This is a genomic window from Micromonospora sp. NPDC049275, from assembly GCF_043197115.1.
GTDB lineage: Bacteria > Actinomycetota > Actinomycetes > Mycobacteriales > Micromonosporaceae > Micromonospora.
In genome coordinates this window covers 94,133-113,953 of record NZ_JBICSN010000014.1, presented here as the reverse complement: position 1 = coordinate 113,953, position 19,821 = coordinate 94,133, and the positions used below count along the sequence as shown (strand labels likewise).

Genomic DNA, 19,821 nt, shown 5'->3' with positions numbered 1-19,821 from the left:
CATGCACACGAGTCGGGGCTGAGCCGGGCACGCGCCCGCACCCCGGGCGGTGTCAGGCCGCCCCGACCACGTCCCGGGTCTGCCGGGCGATCTCCCGTTCCTCGTCGGTGCGGATGACGCAGACGCTCACCTCGGCGCCGTCCGGCGAGATCAGCCGGTCGCCGTCGCCGTTGTTGCGCGCCTCGTCGACAGTGATGCCGAGGCGGGTCAGCCCGGCCAGCGCGGCGGCCCGGACGGGCGCGGCATGCTCACCCACACCAGCGGTGAACGCGATCGCGTCCACGTGACCGAGCAGCGCGTAGTACGCGCCCACGTACCCGGTGATCCGCCGGCAGTACACGTCGAACGCCAGCGCGGCGGCCGGGTCCCCGGCCGCCCTGCGCTGGAGCACCTCGCGCATGTCGTTGGCGCCGGTCAACCCGAGCAGGCCGCTGCGGTGGTTGAGCAGGTCGTCGATGTCGTCGACCGACAGACCACCCTCGCGGCGCAGGTGAAAGATCACCGTCGGGTCGAGGTCGCCGCTGCGGGTGCCCATCACCAGCCCTTCGAGGGGAGACATCCCCATCGAGGTGGCGACGCTGCGGCCGTTCTCGACCGCGCAGGCGCTGGCCCCGTTGCCCAGGTGCAGGGTGATGGTGTGGAGCTGGTCGTACGGGCGGCCCAGCAGCTCGGCGGTACGCCGGGAGACGTACGCGTGCGAGGTGCCGTGGAAGCCGTACCGGCGGATGTCGTACCGCCGTGCGGTGTCCCGGTCGATCGCGTAGGTCGCGGCGGCCTCCGGCAGCGTGTGGTGGAACGCCGTGTCGAAGACGGCGACCTGCGCGACGTCCGGCAGGGCGGCCCGCGCCACCTCGATTCCGGCCAGGTTGGCCGGGTTGTGCAGCGGGGCGAGCGGGACCAGATCCTTGATGGCGGCCAGCACCGCGTCGTCGATAAGCGCCGGTGCGCTGAACGTCCGGCCGCCGTGCACCACCCGGTGACCCACCGCCGCCAGCCCGGTCAGGTCCAGCCCGGCCAGGATCTGCCGGACGGCGCCGGCGTGGTCCGCGGGGCCGCCGCCCGGCTCACCGACCCGCTCGACGGTGCCCTGGTCGAGGGTCCGGTCCCCGTCGTAGTGTCGCCACTTCACCGACGACGACCCACAGTTGAGCACCAGCACCCGACTCATGACGCCTCCTCGGCGGCCGCCTGGATGGCGGTGATCGCCACCGTGTTGACGATGTCCGGCACTGTCGCGCCGCGGGACAGGTCGTTGACCGGCCGTCGTAGGCCCTGCATGACCGGGCCGACGGCGACCGCCCCGGCCGAGCGCTGCACCGCCTTGTACGTGTTGTTGCCCGTGTTCAGGTCCGGGAAGATGAAGACCGTGGCCTGGCCGGCGACCGGGCTGTCCGGCAGCTTCGTCGCCGCCACCGCGGGATCGATCGCCGCGTCGTACTGGATCGGCCCCTCGACCAGCAGGTCGGGCCGACGCTCCCGGACCAGCGCGGTGGCCGCCGCGACCTTCTCCACGTCGGCGCCCGCGCCGGAGCTGCCCGTGGAGTACGACAGCATGGCCACCCGGGGCTCGATACCGAAGCGGGCGGCGGTGTCGGCCGACGAGATCGCGATGTCGGCGAGCTGCGGGGCGTCCGGGTCGCGGTTGACAGCGCAGTCGCCGTACACCAGCACCCGGTCGGCGAGCAGCATGAAGAAGACGCTGGAGGCCACCGAGACCTCCGGCACGGTACGGATGATCTCGAACGCGGGTCGGATGGTGGCGGCGGTGGTGTGCGTGGCGCCGGAGACCATGCCGTCGGCGTACCCGGCGGCCACCATGAGCGTCCCGAAGTAGTTCGGCTGGGCCACGATGTCGTGCGCCAACTCGGCGGTGACGCCCCGGTGGGCACGCAGCCGCGCGTACTCGGCCGTGAACTCGTCACGCCACCGGCTGGTGGCCGGATCGACGATCCGTGCGTCGCCGAGGTCGATGCCCAGCTCGCGGGTGCGCCGGGCGATGTCGTCCGGGCGGCCGAGCAGCGTCAGGTCCGCCACGCCCCGGCGCAGCAGGATCTCCGCCGCCCGCAGGATGCGCTCCTCGGCGCCCTCCGGCAGCACGAGGTGCCGGGGCTTCGAACGGGCCCGGTCGATCAGCTCGTTCTCGAACATCAGCGGGGTGACCCGCGTCGACCGGCTGACCCGCAGCCGGCGGGCCAGGTCGTCGGTGTCCACGCAGCGCTCGAACGCGCCGAGCGCGGCCTCCACCTTGCGCGGGTTGGCGATGCTGGGCCGCCCCTCGATCCGGCTGGACGCGGCCACCGTGTCGTAGCTGTCGCTGCCCACGGAGAGCACCGCCAGGCCCGTGTTCAGGCCCTCCACCAGCCGCATCACCCGCGGGTCGGGCTGCTCCCCGAGGGTGAGCACGAGTCCGGCCACCGACACCTGCCCGGCCACGTGCGCCGCGCTGGCGGCGACGAGCAGGTCGGCCCGGTCCCCGGGGGTGATCACCAGAGCGCCCTCGGTGAGGTGGTCCAGCAGGGTCGGCACGTGCGCCGCGCCGACCACGAAGTCCAGCACGTCCCGCCCGAGCGCGGCGTCGTCCCCGGCCAGCAGGGTCGCGCCGAGCGCCGCCGCCACCTCGGCCACCGTCGGCGCCGACACGGTCGGCACCTCCGGGATGGCGTACGCCGGAACGGGCAGCTCCGGCAACGTCATCGGTTCGGACACCCGGTTGGCGATCACCGCGAGCACCGTCGCGCCCAGGTCGGCCACATCGTGGTACGCCCCCCGCATGGCCGCCGCGACGGCGGCCGGCTGCTGCTCGTAGCCGTCCACCACCGGCACCACCACACTGCCGAACTCGGTGGCCAGCCGGGCGTTGAAGGCCAGCTCGCTGGGGTGTGCCGGGTCGCCCGGCTCGTCGAAGTCACTACCCACCACGACCACCGCCGGGCACTGCCGCTCCACCGCCCGGTAGCGCTCCACCACGATGGAGATCAACTCTTCGCGGCGGCCGTCGGCCACCAGCGCGGCTGCCTCGGCGTACGTCGCTCCGGCCAGCTCTGACAGTGGTAGCTCGACCCGGTACCGCTCGCTGAGCAGGGCCAGGATCGAATCCGGTACGGCGTCGGCGACCAGCGGCCGGAACACGCCGATCCGCCCCACCTGTCGCGACAGCAACTCGGCCAGCCCGAGGGCGATTGTCGACTTACCCCCGCCCGATCCCACGCTCGTCAGATACACACTTCGGGCCACAGCCCCACCCTAGAAGATCGCAAGGCCCCCCACCCGAGCCCTCCGCCCCTGCGGACCCACAACCGCCGCCCCGGCGGCCCCCTTCGGCCCCTCCGGCCTGGCGGCCCCTCCCGCCCCCTGGCCTGGTGATCATGGAGTTATCGCTCGACACGCCGACGACACGCGCGGACAACTTCATGATCAACGCGTTCGGGGGTGGGTGGGGTGGGGTGGGTGGGTTAGGCGTCTTCGTCGTCCGGGTCGTCTAGGCGGGCCAGGTAGGTGGCCAGGCGTTCGATGGGGGTCTCGAAGTCGGGGTTGAGGTCGACGAAGTCGCGCAGGCGCTCGCCCAGCCACTCCATCGTCACCTGCTCGTCGCCCCGGCGCTCGACCAGCTCCTCGATGCCACGGTCGGTGAAGTACACGGCGTACGTCCTTGTTTTCGGCCCGGCGCGGGCCGGGTGGGTAGGTGATTCGGATGGACCGACGCGAGCCGGGGCAGGACCGTGGTGAACGGCCCTGCCCCGGCTCGCGTGGCGCGGTCAGGTCACGGGCGGGGGAGTGCCGCCTCGATGAGCGCGGTCTGCTCGACCTCGTGGGTCTTGGCCGAGCCGACCGCCGGTGCCGCCGCGGCCGGGCGGGAGATCCGCCGCAGCCGGACGTCGGTGAGGTGCTCCAGCAGGTTGAGCGCGACGAACGACCAGGCGCCCTGGTTGGCCGGCTCCTCCTGCACCCAGGCGAAGTCCTCCGCGTTCGGGAACTGCGCGAGGGCGGCACGGATCTCCTCCACCGGCAGCGGGTACAGCTGCTCGATGCGGATGATCGCGGTGTCGGTGACGCCGCGCTCCTGCCGGGCCTGGAACAGGTCGTAGTAGACCTTGCCGGAGCAGAGCAGCACCCGCTTCACCGACTCGGGCGCCGGGGCGGCGGTGTCGCGCAGCACCGGCTGGAAGGTGCCGGTGGTGAAGTCCTCCACCGAGGAGACGCAGAGCTTGTGCCGCAGCAGCGACTTCGGCGTGAACACCACGAGCGGCTTGCGCTTCGGCGACAGGGCCTGGCGACGCAGAAGGTGGAAGTAGTTCGCCGGCGTCGTCGGGATGGACACCCGCATGTTGTCCTCGGCGCACATCTGCAGGAACCGCTCCGGGCGACCGGAGGTGTGGTCCGGGCCCTGGCCCTCGTGGCCGTGCGGGAGCAGCAGGGTCACCGCGGAGCGCTGACCCCACTTCACCTCGCCGGAGGAGATGAACTCGTCGATCACCGACTGGGCGCCGTTGACGAAGTCACCGAACTGGGCCTCCCAGGCGACAAGGGCGTTGACGTTCTCCACCGAGTAGCCGTACTCGAAGCCCATCGCCGCGTACTCGCTGAGCAGCGAGTCGTGCACGAAGAACCGGGAGCGCTCGCCGTCACCGGTGAGCGACTTCAACGGCAGGTAGTCGTCGCCGGTGCGGGAGTCGACGATCGACGCGTGCCGCTGGACGAAGGTGCCGCGCCGCGAGTCCTGCCCGGCGAGCCGGACGGTGACCCCGTCGTGCAGCAGCGCGCCGAACGCGATGATCTCGCCGAAGCCCCAGTCGATGTTGCCCTCGACGGACATCTTGGCCCGGCGGTCGAGCAGCTGCTGGATCCGCTTGTGCGGAGTGAAGCCCTCCGGCAGGTTGGTGTGCGCCTCGCCGATCGCCTTCACCACGGAGGCGTCGGTGGCGGTGTCGACAGCCGGCTCCGGCTCCTCCTCGCGGCGGGGGCGGTTGAGCTGGCGCGGCGCTGCGGCGGCGTCCCGGGTGGCCTTGAAGACCTTCTCCAGCTGCGCCTGGTAGTCGCGCAGCAGCTCCTCCGCGTCCTCCACGGTGATGTCGCCGCGACCGATCAGCTCCTCGGTGTAGAGCTTGCGCACCGAACGCTTCGAGTCAATGATCTTGTACATCTGAGGGTTGGACATCGACGGGTCGTCGCCCTCGTTGTGGCCGCGCCGGCGGTAGCAGACCATGTCGATCACGACGTCCTTGTTGAACGCCTGCCGGTATTCAAAAGCCAGCCGGGCGACCCGGACCACGGCCTCCGGGTCGTCGCCGTTCACGTGGAAGATCGGCGCCTGGATCATCCGGGCCACGTCGGTGCTGTAGAGGCTGGACCGGCTGTACTCCGGGGCGGTGGTGAAGCCGACCTGGTTGTTGACCACCACGTGCACGGTGCCGCCGGTGCGGTAGCCGCGCAGCTGCGACAGGTTGAGCGTCTCGGCGACCACACCCTGCCCGGCGAACGCGGCGTCACCGTGCACCGCCAGCGGCAGCACGGTGTAACCCTCCAGCTTGAGGTCGATCCGGTCCTGCTTGGCCCGGACGATGCCCTCCAGCACGGGGTCGACGGCCTCCAGGTGCGACGGGTTCGCCACCAGCGACACCTTGACGACGTGCTCGCCGTCCGGGGTGGTGAACTTGCCGTTCTGACCCAGGTGGTATTTCACGTCGCCGGAGCCCTGCGTCGAGCGCGGGTCGAGGTGACCCTCGAACTCCGAGAAGATCTTCTCGTACGGCTTCCCGACGATGTTGGCCAGCACGTTGAGCCGGCCCCGGTGGGCCATGCCGATGACGACCTCGTCCAGCCCGCTCTCGGCGGAGGACTCCAGCACCTCGCCCAGCAGCGGGATCAGCGACTCGCCACCCTCCAGCGAGAAGCGCTTCTGGCCGACGTACTTGGTCTGCAGGAAGGTCTCGAACGCCTCGGCGGCGTTGAGCCGGTTGAGCACGTGCTTCTGCTCGTCGGCGGACGGCTTCTCGTACTTGCGCTCGATCCGCTCCTGGATCCAGCGCCGCTCCTCCGGGTCCTGGATGTGCATGTACTCGATGCCGACGCGGCGGCAGTACGAGTCGCGCAGCACGCCGAGGATCTCGCGCAGCTTCATCCGCTGGCGGCCGGCGAAGCCGTTGACCGGGAACTCGCGGTCCAGGTCCCACAGGGTCAGCCCGTGCTGGAGGACGTCCAGGTCGGGGTGCTTGCGGATGGTGAATTCCAGCGGGTCGGTGTCGGCCATCAGGTGACCGCGCACGCGGTACGCGTGGATCAGCTCGTGCACCCGGGCGGTCTTGTTGATCTGACCCTCGGAGTTGACCGCGACGTCGCGCACCCAGCGCACCGGCTCGTACGGGATGCGCAGCGAGGTGAAGATCTGGTCGTAGAAGTTGTGCTCGCCCAGGATCAGTTCGTGCATGACCTTGAGGAACTCGCCGGACTGCGCGCCCTGGATGATCCGGTGGTCGTACGTGCTGGTGAGCGTGATGATCTTGCTGACGGCCAGCTCGGCGAGGGTGGCCTCGGACATGCCCTGGTAGGGCGCCGGGTACTCCATCGCGCCGACGCCGATGATCGCGCTCTGCCCCTGCATGAGCCGCGGCATGGAGTGCACAGTGCCGATGCCGCCCGGGTTGGTCAGCGAGATCGTGGTGCCGGAGTAGTCCTCCATGGTCAGCTCGTTGCGCCGCGCCCGCCGGACCACGTCCTCGTACGCCTGCCAGAACTGCCGGAAGTCCATCTGCTCGCAGCCCTTGATGGAGGGGACCACCAGGTTGCGGGTGCCGTCCGGCTTGGCCAGGTCGATGGCGATGCCGAGGTTGACGTGCGCCGGGCGGACCACTGCCGGCTTGCCGTTGGCCTCGGCGAAGGAGTTGTTCATCTCGGGGTGCTGGACCAGCGCCCGGACCATCGCGTAGCCGACCAGGTGGGTGAAGCTGACCTTGCCACCGCGCCCCCGGGCGAGGTGGTTGTTGATCACGATGCGGTTGTCGACAAGCAGCTTCGCAGGGACCGCGCGGACGCTTGTCGCGGTGGGCACGCTCAGCGAGGCGTCCATGTTCTGCACGATCTTCGCGGCGACACCCCGCAGCGGGGTGGTCTGCGGGCCGTCGGCGGTGGGCCCGGCGGCCTTCGCGGCCGGCTTGGCCGGTGCGGCCTTCTCCGGGGTGGCCTTCGCGGGCGCGGCCTTGGCCGGAGCCGGCGGCGCGGCGGCCGGCTTGCTGGCGGCGCTCGGCTTCGTCGGGGCGCTCGGCTGGCTGACCGTGGCCGCCGCCTCCGGCTGGCCGTCCGGCTCGGGCGCGGCGGCCGGCTTGCCCGACGTCCCCGCTCCACGCGGTGTGCCGGCGCCGGGCGCCGGCCGGTAGTCGGCGAAGAAGTCGTGCCAGGCCGAATCGACGCTCGTTGGGTCGGCGAGGTACCGCTGGTACATCTCCTCGACGATCCACTCGTTCGGGCCGAAACCCGCCAGTGGGTTCTCCTGCGAAGTCTGCTGGGTCGACACGGCCGGTAATCGCCTCTTTCACGCGGGTTTGTGTGTCACGCGGTGTCCGTCGCGTCCAGTTGATGGACTACGGACAGGACGACTCCCAGGCTACGCCGTACAGATCCTCCAGGCATTTCCGCCTCGGTCGGGTGGCCGGTTTCACAGAAGATGCCAGAAGTTCAGCAACCCCTGCGCGGCCCGTCACCGGCTGGTACGGCGGGACTGCGGGATGGCGGCCGTGCCGCCGCCACCCCGGAGCTCCGTCGATCAGGAAATGTCGCGCCGGCGCAGCAGCAGGCTGCCGACGAGGCCGGTGACCACCGCGTACCCGATGAGCACGGCGGCGCCCGCCCAGCGCGGCGGGTTACCGGGGATGTCGGTCCCGGTGACCATCAGCGACGAGGCGAGCGACGGCACCAGCAGTTGCAGGTTGTTGATCCAGTCGCCCCACCGGTCGGCCAGGATGGCGATCACGAAGATGGCACCGATCGAGCCGCCCAGGTAGAGCAGGATGCCGGTCACGGTGGCGCCGATCTGGCTGCGGATCAGCACGCCGATGCCGACGCCGAACACCGCCCACAGCAGGTACGCGAGCAGGTTCAACCCGATCGCCCGCCAGGCGGCGTCGTTGCCCAACTGGGAGTCCACCCCGACGGCGCTGAGCACCGCCGAGCCGGCGATCAGGTTGAACACGGTGGTGACCAGCCAGAACAGCAGCGCCAGCACACCCGCCGCGACCAGCTTGGCGATCATCACGGCGGTGCGGTGCGGGTTGGTCAGGAACGTGGTGGTGACCGTCTGGTGGAAGAACTCGCTTGTCACCACGATGATGCCGAGCAGCATGATGATGAGCAGGCCGAAGAACTGCCCGGTGGTGAAGAGGTTCGACGCGAGCGCGTCCGGAGTGGCCGCGGCCTCGAACTGGGCGGCCTGGTCGCCCACGTCGGCGGGGCTGGTGCTGGTCAGGGCATCGGCCTGCAGCCAGTTGATGAGCAGCGTGAGCGCCCACAGCGGCAGGCTGATCAGCGCGAAGATCCACCAGGTGTTGGTGGTACGGATCTTGAGCAACTCGGATCGGACCAGGTTCATCGGATGCCCGCCTTTCCGGCCGTCAGCTCCAGGAAGACCCGTTCCAGGTCGGGCCGTTCGGTGGTCAGTTCGTGCAGCTCGACGCCGGCGGCCAGGGCGGCCTTGCCGATCGTCGGGGCGTCCACCCCGGAGACCAGCAGCACGCCGTGCTCGTCGGTGGCGACGGTGGCCGACTGCGCCTTCAGCGCGGTGGTCAACGCCTCGGCCTGCGGGGTGCGGACCCGCACCTGTGCGCCCTGCGCCATCGAACCGAGCACCTGCTCGACCGGACCCTGCCGGACGAGCTGCCCGGCCGCGATGATCACCACGTCGTCGGCGAGCAACTGCATCTCCGACAGCAGGTGGCTGGAGACCAGCACCGTACGGCCCTCGTGGGCGAGGTTCTTGAGGAACCCGCGCATCCACCGGATGCCCTCCGGGTCCAGCCCGTTGGCCGGCTCGTCGAGGATCAGCACCCGGGGGTCACCGAGCATCGCGGCGGCGATACCGAGCCGCTGCTTCATGCCCAGCGAGTAGCCCTTGAACTTCCGCTTCGCCGCCGGGGTCAACCCGACCAGCTCCAGCGCCTCGTCGGCCCGCGAACGGGGCAGACCGGCAGCCGCGCAGATCACCCGCAGGTGGTTGATGCCGGTGCGGCCCTTGTGCGCGCTGGACGCCTCCAGGATCGCGCCGACGTGCCGCAGCGGGTCGGTGAGGTCGGCGTAGCGCTGGCCGCTGATGGTGGCCGTGCCCCCGGTCGGCGTGACCAGGTTCAGCAGCATGCGCAGCGTGGTGGTCTTGCCGGCGCCGTTCGGGCCGAGGAAGCCGGTCACCCGCCCCGGTGCCACGGTGAAGGACAGGTTGTTCACCGCCCGCACGTTCTTGTATTGCTTCGTCAGACCGGACACCACGATCTGACCGTCGCTGGTGGGGCTTCGCTGCCCGTCAGTCATCATTCTCCTCCCGTGTGGCGTCGAGGTACGCCGTGGCACAGCGTGACGGTCCCGAGCAACAAGGTCAATCAGGCCCGGCTCCTACGGCGTGGTCATCCGCGGGGCGGAGGGGTCTCATGCCTGGGGATGACGGCGGGGACCTCAGCGGGCGATCCAGGTGGCACGGGCCGCGCCGAGCAGCGCTCCGTCGGGGCCGTACAGGCTGGTGTGCACAAGCGCCTTGCGGCCGTCGACGCCGATCAGCGAGCCGGTCACCACGCACTCGTCGCCCGGCGCCGGCCGGGCGTGGACCACCGCGGCGATCCGGCCGAGCAGGTACGGGCGGCCCGGCGCGAGCACCGTCCAGCCGCCGGGGCAGTCCAACGCGGCCCAGACCGTGGCGTCGCTTACCTGCTCCGGGGCGCGGAACGGCGCGGCGGTCCGACCGTCCGGCAACCGGCCGGGGAAGATCCGCAACCCGTCGGTCCGGCGTGGACCGCAGACGAAACACCCGGGGTACGGGTGCGCGACGAACCCGGGGTAGCCCCTCGACGCCTCCACCGCCGTCGCCCTGTCGACCGGGGGCACGACGGCGTCCACGACGCCGGCGGGGCGGACCTCGGCCACCAGTTCGCCGGCCGGGTCCCGGACCTCGCCGTCGACGAGGCTCAGCGCCGTCTCCAGCGGCGGTGGCCGACGCAGCGTCACCTCCACCGGTCCGGGTCCCGCCTCGGCGGCGAAGAGGCCGGCGCTCCAACCGCCGTTGCCGGAGCCGGTGGGCCCGTTGTAGCGGGACTCGATGCGCACAGGTGACCTCCGTGGGGCGTGGGGCGGCGGCGTCGCCGACCCGTCGGGCAGCCTCGCACGGACGTGTTCGGAAGCATCCGCCGGCAGGCGTTCATCCGGGCGACACCAGTGGTGCCCGCCGATGGCAACCCGGGGCATTTACACAGATCCCATGGCCGTTCTGCATGTCGCTGGCGCACCCCTGACGACCAGCGGATACACCCTGCTGATCGCCGACGACCCCACCCAGGTCGCGGCCGCGCAACGCCTGCGCCACGAGGTGTTCGCCACCGAGTTGGGCGCCACCCTCCGCCCCGGCGGCGCCGGGCTGGACGTGGACCCCTTCGACGCCCACTGCGACCACCTCATCGTCCGCGAGGACAGTACCGGGCAGGTGGTCGGCACGTACCGGCTGCTGCCGCCCGGTCGCACCGATCGGCGGTACGCCGAGGACGAGTTCGACCTCGGCGCGCTGGACCCGCTCCGCGACGACCTGGTCGAGGCGGGCCGGTCCTGCGTGCACCCGGACCACCGCTCCGGTGCGGTGATCAATCTGATGTGGGCGGGCATCACCCGCTACCTGCACCTGCGCGGCTCCCGCTGGCTCGGCGGCTGCGCCTCCGTACCGGTCGCCGACGGCGGTCGGACGGTCGCCGGGGTGTGGGCCCAGGCGCAGGCCCGGCACCTGTCGCCGCCGCCGCTGCGGGTCCGACCGCTGCGTCCGTGGTTCGCCGAGCCGGCCGCCGCCCCGGCTGCCCCGGCCTCCGCCACGGACCCGGCCGCCCGCGTGGCGGTGCCTCCGCTGCTGCGTGGTTACCTGCGGCTCGGCGCGTGGATCTGCGGTGAGCCGTCGTACGACCCCGACTTCGGGTGCGCGGACTTCTACGTGCTCTTCTCCCTGGACCGGATGAACCCGCGCTACCTGCGGCACTTCCTGGGCGGGGGCGAGCGGTGAGCGTCGGGGCGCGCGACCTGTGGCGGCCCCTCTCGGGCTGCGACGACGACTGCCTGCCGGCCGCCGGCGAGGTGCCCACCGTGCCGGTGGCTCGCCGGGTACTCCGGTTGGCGGCGGCGAGCGGGATGCTGCTGGCCGGGGTGGGCGTGGCGGTGCTGCTGCCCGTGCTGCCGGCACGCGAGCGGCAGGCGGTGCTGCGCGGCTGGGCCCGGGGCACCGCGCGCGCGTTCGGCGTCCGGCTGATGATCAAAGGCCGGCTGCCCCGGCGGCGCGCGCTGCTGGTCGCCAACCACGTCTCCTGGCTGGACATCCTCGCCGTCCTGGCGGTCGCGCCCACCCGGATGGTGGCGAAGCGGGAGGTCCGGTCCTGGCCGCTGGTCGGGCTGCTGGCGGCGGCTGCGGGCACGGTCTTCGTGGACCGGTCCCGGCCGCGGGCGCTGCCGGCCACCGTGCGAAGGCTCGCCGACACGCTGCGCGCCGGCCGGTCGGTCACGGTCTTTCCCGAGGGTACGACCTGGTGTGCCGGGGACGGCGCGGCCGAGTGCCGCCCCGGGGGCGGCTTCCGGCCGGCGATGTTCCAGGCCGCCATCGACGCGGGCAGCCCGGTGGTGCCGCTGCGGCTCGGCTACCGGTGCGAGGCCACCGGGGCGGTCACGACTGCCGCTGCCTTCCTCGGCGCGGACACCCTGCTGCGCTCGGTGGGCCGGGTGGTGGCGGCGCGGCACCTGGTGGTCACGGTGACGATCGCCGCCGCGCTGCACCCGGCCCGCGACGCCGACCGGCGGTTGCTGGCCCGGGCCGCGGAGTCGGCCGTACACCTGGTGCCTCCGGCGGGTGCCGCGACGCGGGCCCGGCTGCGGCCGGTGCCCACCCCGACCCCGGCGGACCCCGTTCTCTCGCCGACCGCCGGCAGGGACCTGGACCTGGCGGCCTGAGCGGGCGGGGGAGGGCGACTCGCGATAGTCTTGTGTGTCGCGATGTATCGCGTTACTGTCTCCTTGTCGGCGCGTGTGGGCGCGTCGTCGAGGGGAGGACGCCATGGCCGGATGGACTGTCGACAGCCCGCAGCGGCTCACCGTGGACGGCCCGGTCACCCGGCTGGACGTCCGCCTGATCAGTGGACGGCTCAACGTGGTCGCCACCGACGGCCCGACCCGGGTCGACGTCACCCAGGTCGGCCGCCGGCCGGTCCTGATCGACCACTCCGACGGGCGGCTCAGCATCCGTCAGGAGCGCGGCCACGGCTGGTCGGAGGTCCTGCGGTGGTTCCAGATGATCCACCGCTACCCGCGGGTGGACGTCTCCGTCGCCGTGCCCGCCGACGTCCTCGCCGACCTGGAGTTGGTGTCCGGGTCGCTTGTCGCGTCCGGCCTGCGCCAGCAGACCAGGGCCCACGTCGTCGCCGGTCAGATCACCCTGATGGGCCTGCGCGGCAACACCTCCGCGAAGATCACCTCCGGTCCGGTGGAGGCGCTCGGCGTGCGCGGCGACCTCACCCTGGAGACCGTCTCGGGGGAGGTCATCCTCGCCGACAGCGCCGCCGACCGGGTGCGGGCGCAGACCGTCTCCGGGGCGATAACCTGCGACCTGGACAACCCACGACGCAGCGAGATCCAGCTCACCACCATCTCGGGCAGCATCACCGTCCGGGTCCGCGAGGACAGCGACCTCGCCGTCCGGCTCAACACCGCCTCCGGCCGGATCACCAGTGGCTTCCCGCAGGTGCGCAACTCGCGATTCCCGCTGCCCAGCAGCGAGGGAGTGCTCGGCGCCGGCGAAGGTAAGCTCTGGGCCTCCGCGACGTCGGGGAGCATCTCGCTCCTCGCCCGACCGGTGGCCGCCGACGAGGAGGAGTTGCCGTGACCGCCGTGTTCAGCCACGGGCGGCTCCGGCTCTACCTGCTCAAGCTCCTCGACGACGGCCCCAAGCACGGCTACGAGCTGATCCGCCTCCTGGAGGACCGGTTCCTCGGGCTCTACGCGCCAAGCGCCGGCACCATCTACCCCCGCCTGCAACGGCTGGAGGCCGAGGGGCTGGTCAGCCACACCGCCGCCGGGGGGCGCAAGACGTACGCCATCACCGACGCCGGCCTCGCCGAGCTGCGCCAGCGCGCCGGTGAGCTGGCCGCGCTGGAGGCGGACATCGCTTCCTCGGTGGCCGATCTCTCCACCCTGGCCGGCGAGATCCGCAGCGAGGTGCGCGGCTCGACGCGCGACCTCAAGCGGGAGCTGAGCGAGGCCACCCGGCAGACCCGGCGTACGCGGTGGGAGCCGCCCGCGTCGTCGTACCGGCCCCCGTCGGGCGACGGGTCGCGCGCCGCCCTGCTCGAGGAGTTCGACAAGCGTCTGGCCTCGTTCACCGCCGAGGTGAGCCGTCTGGCGCGGGCGCGGCAGTTCAGCGACACTCAACTGAGCACGGCGATCCGGCTGCTCGACGGCGCCCTCGACGGGCTGCGCCGACTGCTGCGCTGACACCTGCCGGCACCCCGGACGACTCACAGGGTTTTTCCAGGAAGCGTCCAGCGCCGGTGCAGTGAGTTCACCGATGATTGGGCCCATGCCCGCTACCCAGACCGAGGCGCGACTTCTCGTCGTCGAGGACGACCCCAACATCCTCGAACTGCTCTCCGCGAGCCTGCGCTTCGCGGGCTTCGACGTGGCCACCGCGACCAGCGGCAGCGCGGCGTTGCACGCCGCCAAGGACCACCGGCCCGACCTGGTCGTGCTCGACGTGATGCTGCCGGACCTGGACGGCTTCGAGGTCATCCGGATGCTCCGCGAGGGCGGTACGCGTACCCCCGTGGTGTTCCTGACCGCCCGGGACGCCACCGACGACAAGATCCGCGGGCTCACCCTGGGCGGCGACGACTACGTCACGAAGCCGTTCAGCCTGGAGGAGCTGACCGCCCGGATCCGCGCCGTGCTGCGCCGCACCACCACCGGCGAGCAGGCCCCGTCCCGGCTCACCTTCGCCGACCTGGAGCTGGACGAGGAGACCCACGAGGTGCACCGGGCCGGGCAACGTGTGCAGCTCTCGCCGACCGAGTTCAAGCTGCTGCGCTACCTGATGCTCAACGCCAACCGGGTGCTGTCCAAGGCGCAGATCCTCGACCACGTCTGGAACTACGACTTCCGCGGCGACGACAACATCGTCGAGTCCTACATCTCCTACCTGCGGCGCAAGGTCGACACCACCCAGCCCCGCCTGATCCACACCCTTCGCGGCGTGGGGTACGTGCTGCGCAAGCCGGCGGCGTGAACACCGTCCAGGACGCGAAGGGGCGGCTGCGGGGCGTACCGCTGCGGGTGAAGCTGGTCGCCTCGGTGCTCACGCTTGTCGCCGTCGCGCTGCTGGTGATCAGCTCACTGACGGCCTACTTCCTCCGCAACTACCTGGAGGGCCAGGTCGACGGGCAGGTCCGGTCGACCGCCCAGGGCCTCGGCCAGCTGCTTCCGATGCTGCGCAGCCGTGAGGTCGGCGCGATACTGCCAAGCGACTACGTCGTGATCGTTGCCGACGAGCAGCAGGTGTACGAGCCCAAGTACGACAAGCGGAACTTCGACCCCGACCAGCTGCCCGCGTTTCCCGCCAGCCGCAAGGACTTCCAGGCGGCGGAGGGCGAGCCGCACACGGTCATCTCACACGATCGCCTCACCCGGTGGCGCGTCTATTACGCGCCCCAACCGGACGGCTCGGTGCTGGCCGTGGGTCAGCCGCTCACCGACGTGGACCGCGCGGTCAAGCAGCTCGTCTGGATAGACCTCCTGGTCGGTGGCGCGGTGCTGATCCTGCTCGCGTCGGTGGGTGCGGCGATCGTGCGGACCAGCCTCAAACCCCTCGTCGAGATCGAACGGACGGCCGCCGCCATCGCCGGTGGCGACCTGACCCGCCGGGTGCCCGACCCGGAGCAGGGGCACGAGGAGCCCACCTCCGAGCTGGGCCGGCTCTCCCGCGCGCTGAACGCGATGCTCACCCAGATCGAGGCGGCGTTCACCGCCCGCGCGGCGTCGGAGACGGCGGCCCGCTCGGCGGAGAGCACCGCCCGGGACGCGGCCGCCGCCGCCCAGGCGTCCGAGGCGCGGGCGCGGCGCTCCGAGGAGCGGATGCGGCAGTTCGTCGCGGACGCCTCGCACGAGCTGCGGACCCCGCTGACCACCATCCGTGGCTTCGCCGAGCTGTACCGGCAGGGCGCGGCCCGCGCGCCGGAGCAGACCGCCGGGCTGCTGCGCCGGATCGAGGACGAGGCGGCCCGGATGGGTCTGCTGGTGGAGGACCTGTTGCTGCTCGCCCGGCTGGACCGGGAACGGCCGCTCTCGCTGGCCCCGGTGGAGCTGCCGGTGCTGGCCTCCGACGCCGTCCAGGCCGCCCGGGCGATCGCCCCGGACCGGCGGATCGAGCTGGAGATCGAGCCCGGTTCCGGCCCGCTCGTCGTCTATGCCGACGACGCGCGGTTGCGGCAGGTCATCGGCAACCTGGTGACAAACGCGCTGACCCACACCCCACCGGATGCCGACGTCAGCCTGCGCCTGCGGGCCGAGCCGGGCAATCTCGCGGTGGTGGAGGTGGTCGACACCGGCCCCGGTCTCACCCGGGAGCAGTCAGAGCGGGTCTTCGAGCGGTTCTACCGGGCGGACGCGGCCCGGACCCGACGGGCCGACGGCAACACCGGCACCGGTCTCGGCCTGGCCATCGTGGCGGCGCTGGTAGCCGCTCACCACGGCTCGGTCGAGGTGCTCGAGACGCCCGGCGGCGGGGCCACGTTCCGGGTCCGGCTGCCGCAGGTGCCCAAGGTCGACGATCTGGGCGAGTGACTTTCAGCCAACTTCCAGGACGGTTCCAGGTTGATTGCAGTGCCCGGGGAGAAGGTAGTCCCATGACCGAGTTCGAGTCCGACCCGCAGCGCCGGCCGGCCCCCACCGACGCCGAGCCGTCGCACCCCACCGCCGAGCTGCCGCGCGACGAGCGCGCGCAGTCCGACTCTCCGACGACCCCCGTTCCGGTCGTCTCGACCGACGGGGACACCGCGCCCACCGTCGCCACCCCGGCCGTGCCCGCCGCTTCCGACGGACCGACGCCGTCCGCGCCGCACGCCGGGCAGCCGACCGGGTACGAGTCGCCCACCGCCGCCCAGCCCACGGGGTACGAGCCGCCGACCGCCGCCGGCGCGTCCGCGCCGCCGTACCCGGTCTCCGGCCACCCGGCACCCGGCCAGCCGGGCTACTCCGGCCAGCCTGCTCAGCCCGGCCAGCCGGGCTACCCGGGCCAGCCCGGCTACTCCGGTTACCCGCAGCCCGCCGCCGGCCAGTACCCGGGCGCCGGCTGGCACGCGGGCCAGCAGTCCGGCTGGGCCGGCGGGGGCCAGCCGGGCGCCGCCTACCCGCAGCACCCACTGCACGCCCAGCACCAGCAGCACCACCCGGGGCAGCCCGTGCCGCCCTGGGGGCCGCAGGCCACGCCGCCCGGCTCCGGGCCTCGGCCGAGCCGGATCGCCAAGTTCGCCGGCGCCGGCGTCGCGGTGTTCGCCCTGATGCTCGGCTCCGGCGTCGCCGGTGGCGCGCTCGCACTCGCCCTCGACGGCGACAACGGCGGCGTCACCCGCACCTACACGGCGGCCCCCGTGCTCAACAGCGCCGACCTGCCGAAGATCGCCGCTTCCGTCCAGGACAGCGTCGTCTCCATCGCCACCGACAGCGGCGAGGGCTCCGGTGTCGTGCTCACCGCCGACGGCTACGTGCTCACCAACAACCACGTGGTCGCCTCCGCCAGCGGGGACACCGTGCAGGTCGTCTTCGCCGACGGCAACAAGGCCCGGGCGAAGATCGTCGGCACCGATCCGAAGACCGACCTGGCCGTGGTGAAGGCCGACGGGGTGAGCAACCTCAAGCCGGCGAAGTTCGGCGACAGCGACGCGATGCAGGTCGGCGACCAGGTGCTCGCCCTCGGCAGCCCGCTCGGCCTGCAGGGCTCGGTGACCGCGGGCATCCTCAGCGCCCGGGACCGCACCATCCGGGCCGGCGAGGGCGGCCAGCAGCAGGACCCGAACCAGCAGAGCCAGGCGGTCAGCTCGATCTCCGGCCTGCTGCAGACCGACGCCCCGATCAACCCCGGCAACTCCGGTGGCGCGCTTGTCAACACCCGGGGTGAGGTGATCGGCGTCAACACCGCCATCGCCACCTCCGGCCAGAGCACCGGCAACATCGGCGTCGGCTTCGCCATCCCCAGCAACAAGGCCAAGGACGTCGCGGGCAAGCTCCAGCGCGGCGAGAAGGTCAGCCACCCCTCGCTCGGGGTCGGCGTCAACCAGGCCGAGGGTGGCGGCGCGCTGGTCGCCTCGATCACCACGGGCAGCCCCGCCGAGAAGGCCGGCCTCCAGCGCGGCGACGTGGTCACCCGCTTCGGCGACAAGGTGATCAACGACTCCGACGACCTGGTCGGCGCGGTGCAGGCCGGCAAGGTCGGCGACCGGGTCGAGGTGCACTTCAAGCGCGACGGCGCCGAGAAGACCGTGACCGTGACGCTCGCCGAGACGTCCTGACCGACAACTGAACCTGCCTCCTCCCTCCGGCGGCGGGTGGCGGGGCCGAGGGGGTCGGCTCCGTCACCCGCCGCTCTTTTCCGCCCGGACGGCGGTTCACCCACTTCGGGTGAACCGCCGTCACCCGTACACCCGGCAGGTTCGGTGGACGAGGCGAGACGGGGGTGAGGGCCGGTGGACGTCCGCGACGACGAGCTGATCCAGCGTGCGGTCCTGGCCGAACTGGCCTGGGATCCGCGGGTGCGCCCCAACGAGATCGGGGTGGCCGTCGACCAGGGAGTGGTCACCCTGACCGGTTTCGTGGACGGGGCAGCCCGTGCCTGGGCGGCGACCCGCTGCGCCCAGCGGGTGCGCGGGGTGCGCGTGGTGGCCGACGAGATCGAGGTACGGCTGCCGGGGACACCGGGGCGCACCGACGGCGATGTCGCCCTCGCCGCGGCCCGGGCCCTGGAGTGGGACAGTTTCGTGCCCTCCGAACGGCTGGACGTCACGGTGGCCAACGGCTGGTTGATGCTGCGCGGCGAGGTCGAGTTCGGGTGGCAGCGCCGGGCCGCCGAGGGGGAGTTGCGGCGGCTGGACGGCGTACGGGGTATCACGAACCTGGTCGAGGTACGACCGTCCGCGCCTCCGGCCGGCGAGCGGCTGCGACAGGACGTCCGGCGTGCCCTGGCGCGCACCCTCGGCGCCGAGCGGGTGACGGTGGAGGTGGACGGCGACACGCTGGTCCTCGCCGGCGTGGTCCGCTCGTGGTGGGAACGGGACCAGGTGGAACGGGTGGCGTGGTCGGCGCCGGGCGTACGAGCGGTGCACGACCAACTCCTGGTCGGCGGGTAAGCGTCCGTCTTGTCCGGTTTACCGGGGGCCGGGTGGGGAAACCGGCGCGGACCATGCCGACCGACGGCGATACCCGATCGGGGATCAACGGGGAGGACTCGTGGCCGTGAACCACCCGCCCGCCGACCGCTCGCCGGAGCGGTCGTTGCGCATCGCGATGGTGGTCCCGCCATGGCTGTCCGTGCCGCCGCCCGGCTACGGCGGTCTGGAGCAGGTGGTGGCCGGCCTGGTCGACGCGTTGACCGCGCACGGTCACGCGGTGACGCTGTTCGGGGCCGGCGAGCAGCACGGCACCGCCGCCAGCGGATTCGTCTCCACCGTCGCCGAGGTCCAGTACGAGCGGCTCGGCGAGTCACTGCCCGAGCTGGCGCACCTGGCCCGGGTCAAACACCTGATCACGCCTCCCGACTTCGACGTGATCCACGACCACACCACCATCGGCCCGCTCGTGGCCGGCCGCCGGTCCGTGCCGACGGTGGCGACGGTGCACGGCAACCCGGTGGGGGAGTACGGCGACGTGCTCGGCGACGCCGACGAGGACGTCGCCCTGGTGGCCATCTCGCACGCCCAGCGTCGACTCAACCCGGGCCTGCCCTGGGCCGGCACCGTGCACAACGCGCTTGACCTGCGTGGCTTCCCGCGCAAGACGGTGCCCGGCCCCGGGCCGGTGCTGTGGCTGGCCCGGTTCAGCCCGGACAAGGGCCCGGACATCGCCATCCGCGCCTGCCGGGAGGCCGGGCTGCCGCTGCTGCTGGCCGGCAAGTGCAACGAGCCGGCCGAGCGGCGCTACTACGAGCAGGTCGTCGCGCCGCTTGTCGACGAGGACGTGACGGTCGTGCTCAACGCCGACCGCGCCGAGACCCTGCGGATGCTCGTCGACGCCCGTTGCCTGATCATGCCGATCCAGTGGGAGGAGCCGTTCGGCATGGTGATGTTGGAGGCGATGGCGACAGGTACGCCCGTGGTCGCGCTCGACCGGGGCGCGGTGCCCGAGCTGGTGCGGCCCGGAGTCACCGGGCTGGTCTGCCGACGGCCCGACGAGCTGCCCGCCGCGCTGCTGGCCGCCCGGGAGCTGGACCCGCAGGACTGCGTGGCGCACGTCGCCGAGAACTTCTCGGTCGAGCGGATGGCGTACGGCTACGAGGACGTCTACCGGCGCTTCGCCCTCGGGCGGCCCGCCGTCCGGGAGGCGGCCCCCGTCGCGGTCCGCTGACGGCGTCGC

Annotated in this window: 16 protein-coding genes; 9 read left to right on the top strand and 7 right to left on the bottom strand. The window is 72.3% G+C overall.

The features are described from left to right. Positions 1-52: 52 nt before the first annotated feature. The 7 genes from ACGFIE_RS28670 to ACGFIE_RS28640 all read right to left on the bottom strand — a co-directional run bounded on the left by ACGFIE_RS28670 (position 53) and on the right by ACGFIE_RS28640 (position 10,296). Positions 53-1,168 carry an acetate/propionate family kinase gene (locus tag ACGFIE_RS28670; protein ID WP_393300401.1) on the bottom strand — a complete coding sequence of 372 codons (1,116 nt, stop codon included), beginning with the start codon at positions 1,166-1,168 and terminating at the stop codon, positions 53-55. Continuing rightward, positions 1,165-3,234, bottom strand: coding sequence for a phosphate acetyltransferase (gene pta, locus ACGFIE_RS28665; RefSeq protein WP_363680000.1), 2,070 nt, complete (start codon positions 3,232-3,234; stop codon positions 1,165-1,167). Before pta ends, ACGFIE_RS28670 begins: the two co-directional genes overlap by 4 nt. Positions 3,235-3,452: 218 nt before the next feature. Further along, positions 3,453-3,638, bottom strand: a complete 186-nt coding sequence (locus ACGFIE_RS28660; RefSeq protein ID WP_393300398.1) for a DUF6104 family protein — start codon at positions 3,636-3,638, stop codon at positions 3,453-3,455. A gap of 122 nt (positions 3,639-3,760) precedes the next feature. After that, the gene (locus tag ACGFIE_RS28655) at positions 3,761-7,507 is read right to left on the bottom strand and encodes a multifunctional oxoglutarate decarboxylase/oxoglutarate dehydrogenase thiamine pyrophosphate-binding subunit/dihydrolipoyllysine-residue succinyltransferase subunit (protein ID WP_393300395.1); all 3,747 of its coding nucleotides are present in this window, start codon (positions 7,505-7,507) and stop codon (positions 3,761-3,763) included. Between the two features lie 249 nt (positions 7,508-7,756). Next, positions 7,757-8,578: an ABC transporter permease gene (locus tag ACGFIE_RS28650; RefSeq protein ID WP_393300392.1), complete on the bottom strand. Its 822-nt coding sequence runs from the start codon at positions 8,576-8,578 to the stop codon at positions 7,757-7,759. Then, positions 8,575-9,510, bottom strand: coding sequence for an ABC transporter ATP-binding protein (locus ACGFIE_RS28645; protein ID WP_363679992.1), 936 nt, complete (start codon positions 9,508-9,510; stop codon positions 8,575-8,577). Before ACGFIE_RS28645 ends, ACGFIE_RS28650 begins: the two co-directional genes overlap by 4 nt. Before the next feature lie 141 nt (positions 9,511-9,651). Next, on the bottom strand, positions 9,652-10,296 hold the full coding sequence (locus ACGFIE_RS28640; RefSeq protein ID WP_393300389.1) for a hypothetical protein: 645 nt from the start codon (positions 10,294-10,296) through the stop codon (positions 9,652-9,654). 151 nt (positions 10,297-10,447) lie between these two features. On the opposite strand from ACGFIE_RS28640, the gene ACGFIE_RS28635 reads away from it, so the two are divergent. From ACGFIE_RS28635 to ACGFIE_RS28595, 9 genes are all read left to right on the top strand, one after another. Next, positions 10,448-11,230, top strand: a complete 783-nt coding sequence (locus ACGFIE_RS28635) for a GNAT family N-acetyltransferase (protein WP_393300387.1) — start codon at positions 10,448-10,450, stop codon at positions 11,228-11,230. Continuing rightward, entirely contained in the window at positions 11,227-12,165 is a 939-nt protein-coding gene (locus ACGFIE_RS28630) for a lysophospholipid acyltransferase family protein (protein WP_393300384.1), read from the top strand. Before ACGFIE_RS28635 ends, ACGFIE_RS28630 begins: the two co-directional genes overlap by 4 nt. Positions 12,166-12,268: 103 nt before the next feature. Further along, positions 12,269-13,093, top strand: a complete 825-nt coding sequence (locus tag ACGFIE_RS28625; RefSeq protein ID WP_393300381.1) for a DUF4097 domain-containing protein — start codon at positions 12,269-12,271, stop codon at positions 13,091-13,093. Next, the gene (locus ACGFIE_RS28620; RefSeq protein WP_393300378.1) at positions 13,090-13,701 is read left to right on the top strand and encodes a PadR family transcriptional regulator; all 612 of its coding nucleotides are present in this window, start codon (positions 13,090-13,092) and stop codon (positions 13,699-13,701) included. Before ACGFIE_RS28625 ends, ACGFIE_RS28620 begins: the two co-directional genes overlap by 4 nt. An 85-nt stretch (positions 13,702-13,786) precedes the next feature. Beyond that, positions 13,787-14,488, top strand: coding sequence for a response regulator transcription factor (locus ACGFIE_RS28615; protein WP_110561683.1), 702 nt, complete (start codon positions 13,787-13,789; stop codon positions 14,486-14,488). Further along, the gene (locus tag ACGFIE_RS28610; RefSeq protein ID WP_393300375.1) at positions 14,485-16,041 is read left to right on the top strand and encodes an ATP-binding protein; all 1,557 of its coding nucleotides are present in this window, start codon (positions 14,485-14,487) and stop codon (positions 16,039-16,041) included. Before ACGFIE_RS28615 ends, ACGFIE_RS28610 begins: the two co-directional genes overlap by 4 nt. A 62-nt stretch (positions 16,042-16,103) precedes the next feature. Beyond that, entirely contained in the window at positions 16,104-17,765 is a 1,662-nt protein-coding gene (locus tag ACGFIE_RS28605; RefSeq protein WP_393300372.1) for a trypsin-like peptidase domain-containing protein, read from the top strand. 174 nt (positions 17,766-17,939) lie between these two features. Continuing rightward, complete coding sequence (locus ACGFIE_RS28600) at positions 17,940-18,599, top strand: BON domain-containing protein (RefSeq protein WP_393300370.1); 660 nt, start codon at positions 17,940-17,942, stop codon at positions 18,597-18,599. A 157-nt stretch (positions 18,600-18,756) separates the two neighbouring features. Beyond that, positions 18,757-19,812 (top strand): glycosyltransferase family 4 protein, encoded by a 1,056-nt coding sequence (locus ACGFIE_RS28595; RefSeq protein ID WP_393300525.1) that lies wholly within the window; start codon positions 18,757-18,759, stop codon positions 19,810-19,812. Positions 19,813-19,821 lie beyond the last annotated feature (9 nt).

Excerpts from the sequence above, each read along its gene's own strand:
- ACGFIE_RS28670 (WP_393300401.1), bottom strand. The coding sequence starts at position 1,168 with ATGAGTCGGGTGCTGGTGCTCAACTGTGGGTCGTCGTCGGTGAAGTGG.
- ACGFIE_RS28650 (WP_393300392.1), bottom strand. The coding sequence starts at position 8,578 with ATGAACCTGGTCCGATCCGAGTTGCTCAAGATCCGTACCACCAACACC.
- ACGFIE_RS28645 (WP_363679992.1), bottom strand. The coding sequence starts at position 9,510 with ATGACTGACGGGCAGCGAAGCCCCACCAGCGACGGTCAGATCGTGGTG.
- ACGFIE_RS28635 (WP_393300387.1), top strand. The coding sequence starts at position 10,448 with ATGGCCGTTCTGCATGTCGCTGGCGCACCCCTGACGACCAGCGGATAC.
- ACGFIE_RS28625 (WP_393300381.1), top strand. The coding sequence starts at position 12,269 with ATGGCCGGATGGACTGTCGACAGCCCGCAGCGGCTCACCGTGGACGGC.
- ACGFIE_RS28615 (WP_110561683.1), top strand. The coding sequence starts at position 13,787 with ATGCCCGCTACCCAGACCGAGGCGCGACTTCTCGTCGTCGAGGACGAC.
- ACGFIE_RS28605 (WP_393300372.1), top strand. The coding sequence starts at position 16,104 with ATGACCGAGTTCGAGTCCGACCCGCAGCGCCGGCCGGCCCCCACCGAC.
- ACGFIE_RS28595 (WP_393300525.1), top strand. The coding sequence starts at position 18,757 with ATGGTGGTCCCGCCATGGCTGTCCGTGCCGCCGCCCGGCTACGGCGGT.